The organism is Geobacillus sp. GHH01 (genome assembly GCF_000336445.1).
GTDB classification, from domain to species: domain Bacteria; phylum Bacillota; class Bacilli; order Bacillales; family Anoxybacillaceae; genus Geobacillus; species Geobacillus zalihae.
Map to the genome: position 1 here is coordinate 2,136,609 of NC_020210.1, position 15,822 is coordinate 2,152,430.

18 protein-coding genes are annotated in these 15,822 nt (G+C 43.5%); 2 read left to right on the forward strand and 16 right to left on the reverse strand.

Annotated features, from left to right (window positions below):
- Positions 1–18: 18 nt before the first annotated feature.
- The 16 genes from GHH_RS10435 to GHH_RS10510 form a co-directional block, all read right to left on the reverse strand.
- On the reverse strand, positions 19–315 hold the full coding sequence (locus tag GHH_RS10435; RefSeq protein ID WP_015375136.1) for a rhodanese-like domain-containing protein: 297 nt from the start codon (positions 313–315) through the stop codon (positions 19–21).
- Positions 316–327: 12 nt separating this feature from the next.
- Complete coding sequence (locus tag GHH_RS10440) at positions 328–693, reverse strand: rhodanese-like domain-containing protein (RefSeq protein ID WP_015375137.1); 366 nt, start codon at positions 691–693, stop codon at positions 328–330.
- A 12-nt stretch (positions 694–705) separates the two neighbouring features.
- Complete coding sequence (locus GHH_RS10445; protein ID WP_015375138.1) at positions 706–1,188, reverse strand: DsrE/DsrF/DrsH-like family protein; 483 nt, start codon at positions 1,186–1,188, stop codon at positions 706–708.
- 51 nt (positions 1,189–1,239) lie between these two features.
- Positions 1,240–1,467, reverse strand: coding sequence for a sulfurtransferase TusA family protein (locus GHH_RS10450; RefSeq protein WP_015375139.1), 228 nt, complete (start codon positions 1,465–1,467; stop codon positions 1,240–1,242).
- Between the two features lie 103 nt (positions 1,468–1,570).
- Complete coding sequence (locus GHH_RS10455; protein ID WP_013145015.1) at positions 1,571–1,831, reverse strand: metal-sensitive transcriptional regulator; 261 nt, start codon at positions 1,829–1,831, stop codon at positions 1,571–1,573.
- Positions 1,798–2,190, reverse strand: a complete 393-nt coding sequence (locus GHH_RS10460) for a hypothetical protein (protein WP_015375141.1) — start codon at positions 2,188–2,190, stop codon at positions 1,798–1,800. Before GHH_RS10460 ends, GHH_RS10455 begins: the two co-directional genes overlap by 34 nt.
- An 89-nt stretch (positions 2,191–2,279) precedes the next feature.
- Entirely contained in the window at positions 2,280–2,849 is a 570-nt protein-coding gene (locus tag GHH_RS10465) for a class I SAM-dependent methyltransferase (protein ID WP_015375142.1), read from the reverse strand.
- 16 nt (positions 2,850–2,865) lie between these two features.
- The gene (locus tag GHH_RS10470; RefSeq protein WP_011231562.1) at positions 2,866–3,255 is read right to left on the reverse strand and encodes a DsrE/DsrF/DrsH-like family protein; all 390 of its coding nucleotides are present in this window, start codon (positions 3,253–3,255) and stop codon (positions 2,866–2,868) included.
- Between the two features lie 274 nt (positions 3,256–3,529).
- A complete protein-coding gene (locus GHH_RS10475) occupies positions 3,530–4,792 on the reverse strand; it encodes a glycoside hydrolase family 18 protein (RefSeq protein WP_015375143.1) in 1,263 nt (420 codons plus the stop codon).
- 499 nt (positions 4,793–5,291) lie between these two features.
- Positions 5,292–6,257: an RNA-guided endonuclease TnpB family protein gene (locus GHH_RS10480; RefSeq protein WP_015375144.1), complete on the reverse strand. Its 966-nt coding sequence runs from the start codon at positions 6,255–6,257 to the stop codon at positions 5,292–5,294.
- Positions 6,258–6,512: 255 nt separating this feature from the next.
- Entirely contained in the window at positions 6,513–8,021 is a 1,509-nt protein-coding gene (locus GHH_RS10485) for a hypothetical protein (RefSeq protein WP_015375145.1), read from the reverse strand.
- 42 nt (positions 8,022–8,063) lie between these two features.
- Positions 8,064–8,342: a hypothetical protein gene (locus GHH_RS10490; protein ID WP_015375146.1), complete on the reverse strand. Its 279-nt coding sequence runs from the start codon at positions 8,340–8,342 to the stop codon at positions 8,064–8,066.
- 233 nt (positions 8,343–8,575) lie between these two features.
- Positions 8,576–9,913, reverse strand: coding sequence for a glucose-6-phosphate isomerase (locus GHH_RS10495; protein ID WP_015375147.1), 1,338 nt, complete (start codon positions 9,911–9,913; stop codon positions 8,576–8,578).
- Between the two features lie 72 nt (positions 9,914–9,985).
- A complete protein-coding gene (gene gnd, locus GHH_RS10500) occupies positions 9,986–10,888 on the reverse strand; it encodes a phosphogluconate dehydrogenase (NAD(+)-dependent, decarboxylating) (protein ID WP_015375148.1) in 903 nt (300 codons plus the stop codon).
- A 99-nt stretch (positions 10,889–10,987) separates the two neighbouring features.
- Positions 10,988–12,445, reverse strand: a complete 1,458-nt coding sequence (gene zwf, locus GHH_RS10505) for a glucose-6-phosphate dehydrogenase (RefSeq protein WP_015375149.1) — start codon at positions 12,443–12,445, stop codon at positions 10,988–10,990.
- A 338-nt stretch (positions 12,446–12,783) separates the two neighbouring features.
- Entirely contained in the window at positions 12,784–13,950 is a 1,167-nt protein-coding gene (locus tag GHH_RS10510; protein ID WP_015375150.1) for an iron-containing alcohol dehydrogenase, read from the reverse strand.
- Between the two features lie 303 nt (positions 13,951–14,253).
- On the opposite strand from GHH_RS10510, the gene GHH_RS10515 reads away from it, so the two are divergent.
- Together GHH_RS10515 and GHH_RS10520 are read left to right on the forward strand one after the other, a co-directional pair.
- Positions 14,254–14,619 (forward strand): helix-turn-helix domain-containing protein, encoded by a 366-nt coding sequence (locus tag GHH_RS10515; RefSeq protein ID WP_003252445.1) that lies wholly within the window; start codon positions 14,254–14,256, stop codon positions 14,617–14,619.
- Between the two features lie 519 nt (positions 14,620–15,138).
- The gene (locus GHH_RS10520) at positions 15,139–15,813 is read left to right on the forward strand and encodes a GNAT family N-acetyltransferase (protein WP_015375151.1); all 675 of its coding nucleotides are present in this window, start codon (positions 15,139–15,141) and stop codon (positions 15,811–15,813) included.
- Positions 15,814–15,822: the final 9 nt, after the last annotated feature.

Sequence of the window (15,822 nt, forward strand, 5' to 3'; positions counted from 1 at the left end):
CGAATCCCTCCTTACGGCTTATTCGACAGGCCCTTCCCAGGCCAGCATGCCCCCTGTCATGTTGACGACGCGGTAACCGCGGCTGTCAAGAAACTCCGCCGCACGGCCGCTGCGGCCGCCGGAACGGCAGACGAGAATGTATTCCTCATTTTTGTCCAATTCATGCATGCGAAACTCGATCAAACCGAGCGGAATATTGACCGCTCCTGGAATTTTGCCCGCAGCGACTTCCTCCGGCTCGCGCACATCGATGATATGAAGCGATTCTCCAGCGCGAAGCCGCTCTTCTACCTCTTTTGGCGTGATCGTTTTCATCATCATCCTCCTCTACTGCCAGGCGTTTAGGCCGCCTTTGACGTTCGTCACGTGCTGAAATCCCATTTTCTTTAACAATTTGCTCGCTTTTTGGCTTCGCATCCCGCTTTGGCAAATGACAATCACTTCTTTTTCTTTGGATAGTTCGTGAGCACGGGCTGTCAATTCGTGCAGCGGGATGTTCCGAAACCCTGGCAGATGGTAAGACTGAAACTCCAAAGGGGTGCGCACATCAATATACTGTACCCCGGGTTCTTTCAACCGGCGTTTCAATTCCGCCGCCGTCATCATCCGCACCCCTTTCGGCGGGATGAAGCGGCTGGCAAAAAACCAAACAAGCAAAACAAACAGGATGATGTTGATGATAGTTTGCGACATATGATTCCCTCGTTAAATAAATAAGTTCACGTTCCCTTCCGACGCATCAGCCAAATACGCGGCGACGCCAGCAAACTCAACGCCATCGATCAATTCCTCCGGCTTCAGCCCAAGCAAATCGACTGTCATTTGGCAAGCGACGAGTTTCACGCCTTGCTCTTTCGCCATCTCGATCAACTGCGGAAGCGGCATGGCGTTATGTTTTTTGATGACCTTTTTGATCAACTTCGGGCCGATGCCGGCAAAATTCATGCGCGACAGCCCCATGCGGTCCGCGCCGCGCGGCATCATCTTCGCGAACATCTTTTCAAGAAACCCTTTTTGCACTGGAACCGACGCCTCTTTCCGCAAGGCGTTCAGCCCCCAGAACGTATGAAAGATCGTCACGTCATGGTCGTAGGCAGCGGCGCCGTTGGCGATGATGTAAGCCGCCATCGCCTTGTCATAGTCGCCGCTGAACAAAATGATCGTCGTCTTTTTCTTCGGCTGTGTCATCTGGCTGCCTCCTTCCCTTCATACCTGTATGGGTATAAAAATGTGCACACATTATCCTTTTTGGATCCAGAACATCAACACACCGTTGTCTTCTTTCATCTCAAGCACCGTATGGCCGCTTGTTTTCGCCCATGCCGGCAAATCGTTTTTCGCCCCTTTATCGGTCGTGTGCACCTCGAGCACTTGACCTGATTGCAATTCGTCCATCGCTTTTTTCGCTCTCACCACCGGCATCGGGCAGGCCAATCCTTTTGCATCCAATACTTTCGTTGCGTTCATTTTGATAACCTCCTTGATATCATACGTTTTATTACCATTACCCCTATGGGTATATTACTACGAGAAAAAGAACGTTGTCAACACCTTTTTGTTGAGCAACGCATTAACGGCTTTTCACAAGCAGTTCCACTGCTTCTTTGACAAGACTGTCTGTGCTTTCTCCTTTTTCCATGCTTTCACGCAGGCAATGTTCCAAATTGGTGCTGACGATGACGGCAATGGCGCGGTCAATGGCATTGCGCGCCGCTGAAAGTTGGGAAACGACGCTCTTGCAGTCTTTCCCTTGTTCCATCATGCCAAGGACGCCTTTAATTTGTCCTTCAATCCGTTTTAAGCGGTTTTTGATCTCTTTGTTATATTCCATCGGCTCGTTCGCCCCCTTTCTTGACAATCGCAAGCCGTGATCGAATAGCTGTTCACCTCATAGCCATAGCGGCGCAACAGGCGGATGCCGACGTTTTTTTCGATGTCATCCTGAACGATGATATGAAGCGGCTTTCGCGGAATATCCCGCGCATGCCGTTTCAAATACGCCACCGGAATATGCAACGCTTGGCCAAATATGGAGCCGTTGCTTTCATTATAATCGCGCAAGTCAAGAAGAAGCAAGCCGTCCGGCACCTCTTCTACCGGAAGGCATGGGATATGTTTTACAGGATAGTAGCGTCGATACAACGCTGCGCCCAAAAGAATGAGAAAGAATAACAAACTGCTAACGATCAACGGTTCACCCCCTCTATTCACCCTATGCACGATCATTATATACCCTATACGGTATAATGACAATAAGAAATATTTTCCTCAACAATTGGTTATTCCCAGCGAATCAACAGACCATAGACAGCCGGGTGAAAACGGACAAGTTCCACGTTGCCCGCCTTTTGCTTCACATAGGAAAACAGTTCCTCCGACGGAATCCGCTCATGGAGCGGCGGCCCCATTTCGCTTTCCATCGTCTCCCATTCGATCAACAGAAACTGCCCGTTTGGCCTCATCACACGGCGAATTTCGTCAAGGGCGGCTTCTTTTTGTTCCACCTCATGAAAGACAAATGCCATGATCCCTTTGTCCACCGAATGCGAAGGCAAGGCGGTCGAAGCGACATCCGCCACCCGATATTCGATGTTGGTGACCGCTAGTTTCGCGGCTCGCTGTTTTAGCAATTCAATCATTTCTGGCTGCACATCGACCGCATACACTTTTCCGTTTGTCGCCTGCGCGAGAGGAATCGTGAAATAACCATTCCCGGCGCCAAGATCGACGACCGTGTCATCCGGTTTCACGGACAACATCGAAATGACCCGTTGCGGGTCGATCCATTCCTTGCGCTTCGGATCCAATAATCGTTCAGCATGTTCGTAATGAAAACGATGCCCTGTCATCCTTTTCCCTCCCTTATTAGAAGGCCAATGTAATATCGGCGTCTTTCGCAAACTGCAGGAACGTCGCCGCCCCCGCTACTTCAATGCCATCGACGAATTGGTCTTTGTCAAGCCCCATGACATCCATCGTCATTTGGCAAGCGATCAGCTTTACCCCCATCTCTTGCGCCATTTGAAGCAATTCGGCAATCGATGGAACGTTCGCTTTTTGGAACCCTTGTTGAAAATGTTCCTTCCCTTCCGGAATCGGCAATTGTTTGTGCGCTTCTTTATGGATGAGATTCAACCCCTCAAACGTAAAGAACACCCCGACCTCCGCGTCTGCCGCCGCAGCGGCCGTCGCGATGTTAAACACCTTGTACGCATCAAACAACCCGCCGTTTGCTGCAATAATCGCCACTTTCATGACAACAACCTCCTTCACGTATGTCGCTATTCTATTTCGATACCCTCATAATGTTTTATACACATATACACGCTGTATTATACATATACGTGTATACGTATTGAAATAATCATACTATCGCATCATTGTTTTCTTGTCAACAAAAAAACGCAAAATCCAATGCAACGACTTTTCAGCCAGCTTCCAAAAAACGCTTCCCACTTCAAACGAAGCGGGAAGCATCCATTTTCCCGATTTCCCCGCTGACTAGACAACCAACGGAAATGGGTGTTTCTTATACTTTCCGAACAGTAAAAAACTTTCGCACCAACCATGGGCCTGGCGCAAATCGCAGCCCCAACTCCCATGCACCGATGCCCGCAATCTGAAATTGGCGGGCCAATTTCATTTTCTGTCCTATGCTTCTGACATCTTCAAACCATACCTCATGAATGTTTCCAAGTTCATCCGTATATCGAAAAAAGGGGGATTCATATTGAAACGAATATTGAATCGGCACTTGGTAACGCATAGCGGTTAAAACCGCCTCTTGGCTGGAGAGGGCCTCCGCCAATGTCCCAGGCTGGTACGGAATGATCCAATCGTATCCATATAAAGGGAGTCCGAGCAAGATTTTTTTTCGAGGGACGCGCTCGACGGCAAACTGAAGCGTCGATCTCACCTCACTAATAGGAGCGACTGGACCAGGTTCACTTGTTAAATGGTGCCAATCGTACGCCATAATAAACATATAGTCGACGACAGCACCAATGCCGCCGTAATCGTAGCCCCTGAGCCAAGGGATCTCCTCGCTCGTTTTCGCTGGAACGGCGATCGTCAAAACATACCCAGCCGGTTTTAACCGATCACGCAACTGGCGCAAAAAACCCGTAAACAAATCACGATCCTCTCCGCGAACCTGCTCGAAGTCAATATTGACGCCGCCATAGCCTTTCCGGGATACTAAATAAAAAATGTTTTCAACCAAGTTCGCCCTTGCTTCCGGATTGTTCAGCACTTGGCTTGCCAGTCTCGCACTAAATCCTTCTGATGTTAGGTTCGTCACTACCGCAATGGGTGTGACGCGGTTTTGCCATGCTGTTTCAATCGCTGCGGCGTCATCCCGCGTAGTGACAATGTCGCCATTAGGGGCAAAGTGATATTCGAACAGGGCAATGTACGATGAATACGGGGCAAAATCTCGCACGAACGCCCGATCTAAGTTCGGTTCGCGGAGAATGTAATAGGCTAACGTTATAGCTTGATACCAGGAAATATCAGGAATATAAATTTTCATTCCCGGATACATCCTGTACGGATCCACCGCCGGATTGGCTGCCCGCAACTGTTCGACCGTCACAAATGCTTTCTGTGCAATGGCGCTTAGCGTGTCTCCTGGCTGCACTGTATACGTATAGCTAGGAACAAGCAAAGCTTGACCAGGAACAATATTCGTTTCAACTAAGCCATTGACAAGGCGCAGACTTTCCAGCGGATAATCGTATCGCCTGCTGATTGAAAAAAGCGTATCTCCAGGTTGAACAATGTGGATAAACATGACCATCCCCCCGTTGAATCAACAAAGCTTCGGCGCTGGCATCATGATAAATATATATATGCTTATCGACCGCAACCGCACCTTGTCTTGACATGGCTAGTTTGCAATTCTTTTGCATGTTCCTAACGCGCAAGTCCTCCACGCACACCAATGCTCACACGCGGAAGCGGGTGTCTTCTCGGTTCAGGATAATAAAAAGCGGCCAAAAAGCCGCTATTAAAGCAAGGTAAAAAAATAATATCCAAACAATCCGGTGATCAGCAGCAACAGAGAAGCCAAAAACCAAATAAGCGGGCGCGACGGCCGGAACGTTTGTTCAATGAACCTCTCCCACTTACAGAAGTGGGAGTTTCCTGTTTCCCCTTCGGGGTGGATGCGTGATAGGTTGGTCGGCAGCCTATCTGCAGGCAACGCCTGGCATCCGTCCCGTTGGGAGCGACAGGCAACATGAGTATCATCGATACTCAAGGGCGGGAACTCGCCATCTACGACTTCTTGCTTATGCAATCCGTCGATACGTAAACGGTTTGACCGTAAATTCCAACGGGCGAATTTCGCCATAATATACTTTGGCAAATAAATTCATCGCTCCGTGGATGTCACGGTGTTGTTTGTATCCGCATTGACATGTATAATTTCTAGAAGAAGATTTATTCTTCTTCCCGCAAACAGGGCATGTTTGCGATGTGTAGCTCTCGTCCTTTTTCTCCATTTCAATGCCTTCGGCATTCAATTTGTATTTGAGATAATCAAATAGTTTTCCAAACGACCAATTGGATAATTTCTGATTGGTCTTTTTGTTTCGTTTCTTTTTCGTGTTCCGTTGTACCCCCTCGACATCCCCAATGACGACTTCTTTCACTTGGTTTTCCAAACACCAACGAACAAATTGTCTCGTGGTTTTGTGCAACGCATCCTTTAGTTGTGCCTCTGATTTCGAAAGTACATATTGTTTTGCCCGATTGTACTTTTTCCATTGTTTGGAGCCTTTTTTGCATCTGCTCATGAGTTTTTGCAGTTCTTTTAATTTTTTGTTTCTCAACCGATGGATGCTTCTTATTTTTCTTCCCGTGATGATGAGGTTTTCCCCATTTTCACAAACGGCTGCGATGGTGTGAATTTCCCCTGGGTCAATCGCGACACGATTCGTATGATGATTTTCCTTTGGTTGCTTCCCATCTTCATACGATAAACAAAGCCATAATCCACGGTCATACACGAGTTCGATTTCTTTCACTTGTCCATTTGGAATTTGTTCTTTATCGATTTTGACTACGAGCGGTTGTTGCCTTTTCCGTTTCCAAATTCCCAATGACAGTTCCAATGTTCCGTCTTCATGCAAAACAAACCCATCTTTTGCCCATTTCGTGTTGAAATGTTTTTTCTTTTTGTATGGATATTTGATTTTTTCGCCTTTTTTCCGTGCTTCTTTTGCCCCATCACGGGCAAAGATATATTTATGCACAACCGCTTGGATGCTTTGGCTCTGACACTCCCCACGCCTAAAGGCGGGGGGTTCTCTTTAACCAAGTTTCTTCCCGTCTCTCCCCGTCCTTGTCGGGTACAACAACGGGACCTCGCTTGGCTTTGAAGAACCTTCTTGCACCAGTCGCTCTGACGAAGGAAAGAAAAACAATCCTTCCTTCGGGGATGGCTTTTGCCATCCATTGCAACTTATGGTGACGGTAGGCGTTGTCATACCTTGAAAAGAAAAATCTTTTTATGCTTGGATTTCTTTATCATGCAGTTGTTTGAAATGATTGAAATGCTTCAAACATTCGTTTCGGTCAATGAGATGCGTGTTGGTATCCACACACGTTAATAAGAAAGCAGAATACAAATCCCGATGGACTTTCGTTCCATCCTCAAATACATGCCATCGCTCCGATAGTTTCTTTTTGATATAAACATCTTTTTGATGATCGTATTGGCTTGGTTTTGCAACCATCGGATTGATCTCATAAAAGGTTCCACCTAACAATAAAATTTTTCGTTTTAAAATGTATAGAAATAAACTAGGCGCCTTATTCGCAATGGATTTTCCGAAACGTTTTTTGCTTTGAAAACGACCATTCTTTTTGGTTGTTTTCTTTTTTCGTTTTTGGAACGCTTTGAAATTGTTTTTCTCGATGAAAAATACATTCCCTAACGATAATACTTCATTCGCTAATCGTTCATGACTTTGCCTTCTCATTTCTTTTTGTTTTCGGTATATTTCTTTCAAACGAAACAATGTTTTCATATAATTGTTGGAACAAACCCATGTTTTCTTTCCTTTTTTAATGGTTCCGTCTGGGTTGTAGTTGTTGGGATTAGTTGCTCTTCTAGAACGATCCAGTTTTCGTTTCAACAGACGAATTTCTTTTTCGAGTGGATCCACCATCGGAGCGAGTTTGGCGATATACGCTTTCGTTGGAGAAGCAACTGCCATCGATTGAAGGCTAGGGTCAATTCCGACTTTCCCTTTTCCTAATTTTCGATCCTTTTTCGGCGGAATGCCATCCATAATGAGTTGAACATAGTATCTCACTCTTCCCCGAATAATTTTTCGTAAGATTCGACAGTATTTCACTTTATTTTGCATCAATGCCATTTGTGCATATTTATCGCGTTGGTATACTTTTACTTTAATGGTCATTCCTTGGATTTTTACCACTGGCTGATTATTTTCCCAACGAAAGCGAATGCCAGAAGCATTGCTTTTTCCTTCAATGCTAGTCAGACTTTTATATTTCACAAAGCGAGCCTTTTTTGCTTTTCCTTTGCGTATTTTTTCGACCGCGTCAAAGGCTCTTGTTGCTAATTTTTGTGCGGTGTTGATGTCGATACGATTGAAATAATATTTTGGTGTTTTCACCACTTCATGAAGGACATATTCGTTATAGCCAAATTCCATTTCGATGTCGTTTTGTTGTTTGTATAATTGATTCCGTTCTTTTTTTAATGTTTGGAGTTCCTCTTTTAAAGTTTTGATGGCTTTTTTATCAGTTTCGTTCAACAGTTTATTTTCTAACTGTCTGATTTTTTTACTGATACCTTGAATTTGACGAATGGTTTTTCGATATGTTTTGCTTTGCATGAGATTATTGTATCGTTTCAATGTTTCATTTAGCATATAATTATAGAGGGAACGAGATTGTTCAAAGATCTTGTCCAATTGAATGAGTTGAACACGATTCGCGTACATCGGCAAGGTTAACACAAACGTCGGTCCATTTTTCTTTGTCATGTCTCGTTCCCTCCTTTGATTGGTTATTCTATAGGTAGAATATCATTTTTTGGATCGATTTTGCAATATATAAAAAATCAGGCAATTCCTCCCCATGCCTGAAGGTAGGGGCTTCCTTGCAAAAGTTTCGTGAATACGATATCGACCTTTTGTTGCTTTTTGCAGTTCCGTTTTGGTTATCCATTTTCCTGTTTTCAAATGATGTTCTTTCGCCAAACGAAGGCACTCATTCCAAACTTCTGCGGAGATGCGATTGCATTCAAAAAGTTTATCAATCACTTCTTTTTTTGCTCGAAAACGGGTTTTCAGCGTTCGATACATGGTTTCACCTCCTATATTTATTGTATTCTATCGAAAATCAAAAGAGAAGGGAGAAACAAAAAACATCCATGAGCAAGCCTTGCTCCCCACCCAGGCATGAAAATCCATCTCTCCTTCCATAATGGAGGATCATCAAGTTTCAGGAAAAAAGGAAACTGCCTGTCTCCTGCAGAGTTCAGGAAAACAGGCAGTTTACATGTAGAGCGTTATTTCAAACAGCTGTAAGGAAAACGCTATTTCGATAGCCGTTTCATGAGAGCCGCTTTTTCCGCTTCAAACCCCGGTTTGCCAAGTAAGGCAAACATATTGTTTTTGTATGCTTCCACTCCCGGTTGGTCAAATGGATTTACACCGAGCAAATGGCCGCTGATGCCGCAAGCTTTTTCGAAGAAGTATACCATTTCCCCAAAGGTGTATTCATTCATTTCATCCAGTTCAACAATTAAGTTAGGCACTCCGCCGTCTACGTGTGCGAATAGCGTGCCTTGGAAAGCTTTTTTGTTTACTTCATCCAGTGTCTTGCCGGCCAAGAAATTCAATCCATCGATATTTTCTGGGTCTTCTTGAATCGTCAGTTCGATTCGCGGTTTTTTCACTTGCAGCACTGTTTCGATCAGAATGCGGCGGCCTTCCTGAACGTATTGCCCCATGGAATGTAAATCTGTTGTAAAGTCAACGGATGCAGGAAAGAGTCCTTTTTGATCTTTCCCTTCGCTTTCGCCAAACAGCTGTTTCCACCACTCCGATACATAATGAAGGGATGGCTCATAGTTCACCAATAATTCGATCGCTTTGCCTTTGCGATAGAGAATATTTCGCACGGCAGCGTACTGATAACTTTCATTGGTTGAAAGATCAGGATGGTTATATTTATAATATGCCGATGCTGCGCCTTCCATCATTCGATCAATATTCAATCCAGCGACGGCGATTGGCAACAGGCCAACTGCTGTCAGCACAGAATATCTTCCGCCTATGTCATCCGGAATAACGAAAGTTTCATAGCCTTCTTGATCAGCGAGCTTTTTTAATGCTCCTTTTGCGCGATCGGTAGTAACGTAAATCCGTTTTCTTGCTTCCTCTTTTCCATATTTTTTCTCCATGTAGTCGCGGAAAATCCGGAAAGCAATGGCTGGCTCTGTCGTTGTTCCTGATTTAGAAATGACGTTGATAGAGAGATCTTTGCCTTCTAGTACATCTAATAAATGAGAAAGATAAGTGGAACTGATATTTTGGCCAGCGAAATAAATTTGCGTCATATCGTTCATTTGGTTATGAAAGGCATGGGATAATGCTTCAATAGCGGCCCTTGCCCCTAAATAAGATCCGCCAATGCCGATAACGACAAGAGCGTCTGAATGATTCCGGATTTTTTCGGCTGCTTGCTTGATTCGCGCAAATTCGTCCTTATCATAACGAATCGGCCAATCCACCCAACCAAGAAAATCGGATCCTGGGCCTTTCTTTTCATGAAGCATATGATGAGCCGCTTTTACAAATTCGCTTAAATAATGTAGTTCACCCTCTTTCATAAATGGCAAGGCATTGGAGTAATCAAAAGAGATAGCCATATACACTTCTCCTTTCTCATTCTATTTTGCAGCGCATGTCCATTGTATGCCTTCCTGCAAGGGGATTTTATGTTATTTCTTCTCATTTTTTTCTACAGCATGTCCGCCAAATTCATTGCGTAGAGCGGCTACCACTTTTCCTGTAAATGTATCGCTTTCTAATGAACGATACCGCATCAATAAGGCCATGGCGATGACAGGAGTGGCCGTTTGCAGATCTAATGCTGTCTCGACCGTCCATTTTCCTTCGCCGGAAGAATGCATAATTCCTTTGATTTCCTCTAATTTTGCATCTTTTGAAAACGCGCGTTCTGTTAATTCCATGAGCCATGAACGAATAACCGAACCATTGTTCCACACTCTCGCCACTTTTTCATAGTCGTAATCGAATTCGCTTTTTTCTAATATTTCGAATCCCTCGCCAATGGAAGCCATCATTCCGTATTCAATCCCATTGTGGACCATTTTTAAGAAGTGGCCGCTGCCTGCTTTTCCAGTATATAAATACCCATTTTTTACAGCAGTGTCGCGAAAAAGAGGCTCGACCATATTCCAAGCTTCGGGATCGCCTCCAACCATGTAACATGCTCCGTTTCGAGCGCCTTCGACTCCGCCAGAAGTTCCCGCATCCATAAAGTGAATTCCAATCTCCTTTAGCTCGTTATAGCGGCGAATCGATTCTTTGTAGTGAGAATTGCCACCATCGATCACAATGTCTCCTTTGCTTAAAAATGGAGCAATTTCACTAATCACCGAATCAACAACGGTATGGGGAACCATTATCCAGACAATTCTCGGTTTTTCTAATGATAGGGCGAGTTCCTTTAAAGTGGATGCGCCTTTAGCACCGTATTTTTTTATTTCTTCCACCGCATTTGCATTTATATCGAACGCCACTACTTCGTGCTTATGGTCCATAAGATTTTTGCCTAAGTTTAATCCCATTTTTCCTAAACAGACTAGCCCGACTCTCATGCTGACTACCTCCTAAAAATATCTTGGTCAAAGAAGATTGGCTATTCCTATTAGTTTATCCAGAAATTATGTTTTCAGGTTTGCTCCGGAAAAGCTTATTTACCGCCAATAAAATCCGTCTTCTTTCAATAATTGATAAGACGCCTCTGGCCCCATCGATCCTGAACGATAGGAGTAAAGAGGAAGGAGGTTTTCCGCAAATGCCTCTAAAATAGGTTGCAGCCATTTCCAAGATAGTTCGACCTCTTTCCAATGGGCAAAGAAAGTCGAATCGCCGTGCAAAGCGTCAAAAATTAAGAGTTCATACGCTTCAGGCACCTCTTTCTGATTCGTTGCGAAGTCCATATGGACAGGCTCCATCTTTCCGTTGTTGAATACATTTTTACTATTGAATTGCAGCGAAACGCCTTCGTTCGGATTGATTTGAATCACCAAAAGATTAGGAGCTGTTTCTTCATTTTTTGGCAAGTACCATTCCTTTAATGGATTTTTAAACTCCATCACGATACGTGTGGACTTTTCCTTCATTCTTTTACCTGTACGGATGTAGAATGGCACCCCGCTCCAGTTTTCATCATCAATCCACAGACGGGCCGCAACAAACGTCTCCGTTGTCGAAGAAGCATCGATGCCAGGTTCTTCTTTATATCCAACCACTGGTCTGCCATCGATTTCTCCAGGACCGTATTGGCCGCGAACAACGTGCAAGCCTACTTCTTCCTTCTGTATTGGTCGAAGAGATTCCATAATTTTTCTTTTCTCGTTACGGATGTCTTTTGCGCTAATTTGTTTTGGCAAGTGCATGGCTGTCATCATCAACAGTTGCAACATATGGTTTTGAAACATGTCGCGAATGGCGCCTGCTTGATCATAATAGCTTGCTCTTTGTTCTACCCCAACGGTCTCGCTAGCTGTAATTTGCACATTGGCTATAAATTGATTATTCCATATCGCTTGAAACACAGGGTTGGCGAATTTTAAAGCTTCAAGGTTTTGCACCATCGGTTTTCCAAGGTAATGATCTACCCGATAAATTTCTTCTTCCTCGAAAGCTTGGCTTAATTTTTCGTTTAAATCTTGGGCCGATTGGATATCGTGGCCAAACGGTTTTTCGATAATCAGACGTTTCCAACCTGTTGTGGATCCTAATCCGCTTTCCTTGATGTTCGACGCGATCACATCAAAAAATTCCGGCGCAACAGATAAATAAAACATGCGGTTTTCAGGAATATTCAATTCTTTTTCCCGTTGTTGAACCATTTCAAGCAACTTTTTATACCCTTGTACATTCGTTACATCTAGAGAAATATAGCGAAACGCGCGAAGAAACTCCTTCATTTTGGAACGGTCATTTGCCAAACGTCTGGAAAAGGTTTTTACCGAATTTTCCACATATGTTTGAAACGCTTCATCGGACAATTCTCTTTTGCTTACGCCAATAATGGAAAATGGCTGCGGCATTTTTTGATCAAGAAATAAATTATATAATGCAGGGAAAATTTTTCGTTTCGCTAAATCACCTGTTGCTCCAAACAAGATAAAGGTCATTGAATCCAATGTGATCCCCCCTGACTTTTCGAAACATTTTCCCAAAAGAATAAAGTGGATAGAGCAGATATAACAACGTTTACTACATTGCTTGAATTGGTATTTTTTATGAATAATGCCCATTTCAGGGAGAAAGTCTTGTCCATGTATTTGTCGTGCATGAACGTTTAAACAAAATACATCCGCTAAAAGGCAAATGATTAAAATAACCTAGTACCTTTTTTAAGGCATCTATGGTAATATAAATATAAAAGCAAACGGTGGGATAAAAAGATCAGATTCAATGGAATCCGATCTTTTTATCGCTGGTAAGAATGTTAGTGACAGGCTTTGCTTTTTTTATTTGTTTAGAAGTTGACATCTAGACCATAAAACGCTGCGATATATAATTTTTTCATTTCTTCTACAGAAGTTTCACGCGGATTTGTGCTTGTACAAGGATCTTTTACGGCATTGGCCGCCATTTCATCCACGTGTGCGGTGAACGTTTCTTCGGACACTCCGTATTCTTGAAGTGTATTTGGAATATTCATCTTATTATTCAAGTCACGAATCCAAGCAATGAGTGAATCCACCAATTCTTTGTTGTTTTCCCCATCCAGACCGAGCCGTTTGGCAATTGCTGCATAACGTTCCTCGACTACCGTGCGATTAAATTGGATTACATATGGTAAATAAATCGCATTGGCACATCCATGCGGAATGTTAAATATTGGGCCGCTTTTGTGTGAAAGACTGTGCACATTTCCTAGCACCGCGTTAGCAAAGGCCATTCCAGCCATCGCCTGAGCGTAATGAACTTGTTCGCGGGCTTTAGCATCTCCGTGGTAAGAAGCAAGAAGATTTTCTTTCAGTACTTGAGCTGCTTCAATAGCCAAGGAATCTGTGAAAATCGTACGAGGCTTTGCTACGTATGCTTCAATACTATGTGTGATTGCGTCCATCCCGCTGTAGGCTGTAACGTGCTTCGGCATGGATTGGACCATAATCGGATCAATAATCGCCATGTCTGGCGTCAGTTCAAAATCAGCCAGTGGATATTTGACCCCTGTTTCTGCATCAGTAATAACCGATAAATTGGATATTTCCGATGCACTTCCGCTTGTCGTTGGGATTCCTACGAACTTTGCCCTTGTGCGTAAGCGTGGCAGGCTAAATGGACGTGTCGCTTCTTCAAATGTCAATTCTGGATGTTCATAGAACAACCACATCGCTTTTGCCGCATCCATTACTGACCCGCCGCCAATCCCGATCACCCAATCTGGCTGAAAATCATTAAGAATGCGCACTCCTTTTTTTACCATTTGGGTGGTTGGTTCTGTCGTAATTCCGTCAATCACTTTTGTTTCTATATTGGCTTCTGAAAGAAGTTGCTGAATTTTATCAAGATTTCCGTTTTTCTTGACGGAGCTGCCGCCAATGACGAGGGCAGCTTTTGTTCCTTCCAATGTTTTTAAAACATCGAGAGCATTCTCTCCAAAATAAATATCGCGAGGAATAGTAAAACGATTCATGCTGCTCCCTCCAGTACCCGTGATTGTTTACAGATGCTAGTATAATGTGTATAAAACTTATTGAGAAGTACGCACTTTATTATCATGTAGTGACAAAAATATAATATAGTGTAAAAAAATATACTTAATGATATAAAAGGCATCCAGATGCAATGAATGGATTGTATTATCCCGAAGGAATGAATACCATTTGCAATGAGTGAAAATAACAGATATATAACATTTATTTGTAAGTATGTTCTTTATGATCATAAAGTGACAAAAAGTATACTATCGCGTTATAATCAACATGGGGGTGAAATGATGGGACACGTTTGTGGCAAGACGTATAATTGTGAAAAAGAATTAACACTCGCTGTTATTGGCGGTAAATGGAAAATGCTTATTTTATGGCATCTAGGAAAAGGGGGAAAGAAGCGGTTTAGCGAACTAAAAGCCCTCATGCCTGGGATCACCCAAAGAATGCTTGTTAACCAGCTGCGGGAGCTGGAGCAAGATCAAATTGTTCATCGCGAAGTCTATCCGGTTGTTCCGCCAAAAGTGGAATATTCATTGACCGAACATGGAAAAAGTTTGATGCCAATTCTTGATGCGATGTATGAATGGGGCAAAAACTATATGGAGACGGTCGTAAAGGGGCAAGTAAAAATCAATGAAGCAGCCAAGTAGAAAGCTTTCTCCGTTATGAAAGCTTCGAAAACGATCTGCGTGTATGTTATATGCACTTTTCTTTTTTTGCTGGTAAACAAAGAAATACACACATGAAAGATAATGAGGAAAGCAATAAGTTTTATAATTAGACGCGAAAAACCAACGGACAACCATCTTTATGAAAGAACCGCTGTCCGTTGGTTTTTCTGTATATGCGTTGATGACTGTTGATGGAGTCCCGAAAATGGCGTAAAAAGAAAAACGGCAAAAAAGTGCTTTTGTTTTCCAGTGATCCAAGTTCACTGGATGGAGAATGGATTTTACACAATAATGTGGACTAGGCATGGCTGTTCGAATGCGAGGAAGGTCTGGAAAAAATATTCCGAATTTCTTTTTTTATTTTTAGGTATAATTTTTCACACTATGTAACACGAAAGTATCTACTTGTTAAATGGAATGATGTGCCTAATAATATCAGTATCGCCACATGAATGGGCGATACGTTGCTAGATGGATAATGAGAGAGGAGGGGTAAGAATGTATCGAAAGGAGTTTTATGTCTTTGACCAAGATCGTCCTGTTCCAGCGGTGATCCGAAATTATGAAGAAAAGGACTTTCCTGGATTAATCCGCATTCAACAGGAAAGTTTTCCTCCGCCATTCCCGTCTGAATTATGGTGGAATACGGAACAGCTGAAAAACCATGTGACACTCTTTCCAGAGGGAGCCTTATGTGTTGAGGTGAATGGCGAAATTGCGGGGTCAATGACAGGGCTTATTGTCGACTTTGACCCCAGCCATCCGGACCATACATGGGAAGAGATCACGGATCATGGATATATCCGCAACCATAACCCAAACGGGAATACGCTTTATGTCGTTGATATTGGCGTGCGCCCTGCCTACCGCAAATGGGGGCTGGGAAAATGGCTGATGCTATCCATGTATGAAGTGGTTGTTCATTTGGGACTAGAGCGGCTGTTAGGCGGAGGGAGGATGCCTGGCTATCATAAAAAAGCGCATGAGATGACAGCGGAGCAATATCTCGAAGCGGTAGTAAAAGGCAAATTGAAAGATCCTGTTATTACCTTCCTGCTTCGCTGCGGCCGCACACCTGTCAAAGTGGTGGCGAACTATTTAGAAGATGAAGAATCGTGCAATTATGCTGCACTGATGGAATGGAAAAATCCTTTTTATCGCGCAAAATCTTAAAGGAGAATG

What these genes read in the sequence shown, in the direction of transcription:
- GHH_RS10435 (WP_015375136.1), bottom strand. Translation starts at nt 315, where the DNA reads ATGAAAACGATCACGCCAAAAGAGGTAGAAGAGCGGCTTCGCGCTGGA.
- GHH_RS10440 (WP_015375137.1), bottom strand. Translation starts at nt 693, where the DNA reads ATGTCGCAAACTATCATCAACATCATCCTGTTTGTTTTGCTTGTTTGG.
- GHH_RS10445 (WP_015375138.1), bottom strand. Translation starts at nt 1,188, where the DNA reads ATGACACAGCCGAAGAAAAAGACGACGATCATTTTGTTCAGCGGCGAC.
- GHH_RS10450 (WP_015375139.1), bottom strand. Translation starts at nt 1,467, where the DNA reads ATGAACGCAACGAAAGTATTGGATGCAAAAGGATTGGCCTGCCCGATG.
- GHH_RS10455 (WP_013145015.1), bottom strand. Translation starts at nt 1,831, where the DNA reads ATGGAATATAACAAAGAGATCAAAAACCGCTTAAAACGGATTGAAGGA.
- GHH_RS10465 (WP_015375142.1), bottom strand. Translation starts at nt 2,849, where the DNA reads ATGACAGGGCATCGTTTTCATTACGAACATGCTGAACGATTATTGGAT.
- GHH_RS10470 (WP_011231562.1), bottom strand. Translation starts at nt 3,255, where the DNA reads ATGAAAGTGGCGATTATTGCAGCAAACGGCGGGTTGTTTGATGCGTAC.
- GHH_RS10475 (WP_015375143.1), bottom strand. Translation starts at nt 4,792, where the DNA reads ATGTTTATCCACATTGTTCAACCTGGAGATACGCTTTTTTCAATCAGC.
- GHH_RS10485 (WP_015375145.1), bottom strand. Translation starts at nt 8,021, where the DNA reads ATGACAAAGAAAAATGGACCGACGTTTGTGTTAACCTTGCCGATGTAC.
- GHH_RS10490 (WP_015375146.1), bottom strand. Translation starts at nt 8,342, where the DNA reads ATGTATCGAACGCTGAAAACCCGTTTTCGAGCAAAAAAAGAAGTGATT.
- GHH_RS10495 (WP_015375147.1), bottom strand. Translation starts at nt 9,913, where the DNA reads ATGGCTATCTCTTTTGATTACTCCAATGCCTTGCCATTTATGAAAGAG.
- gnd (WP_015375148.1), bottom strand. Translation starts at nt 10,888, where the DNA reads ATGAGAGTCGGGCTAGTCTGTTTAGGAAAAATGGGATTAAACTTAGGC.
- GHH_RS10510 (WP_015375150.1), bottom strand. Translation starts at nt 13,950, where the DNA reads ATGAATCGTTTTACTATTCCTCGCGATATTTATTTTGGAGAGAATGCT.
- GHH_RS10515 (WP_003252445.1), top strand. Translation starts at nt 14,254, where the DNA reads ATGGGACACGTTTGTGGCAAGACGTATAATTGTGAAAAAGAATTAACA.
- GHH_RS10520 (WP_015375151.1), top strand. Translation starts at nt 15,139, where the DNA reads ATGTATCGAAAGGAGTTTTATGTCTTTGACCAAGATCGTCCTGTTCCA.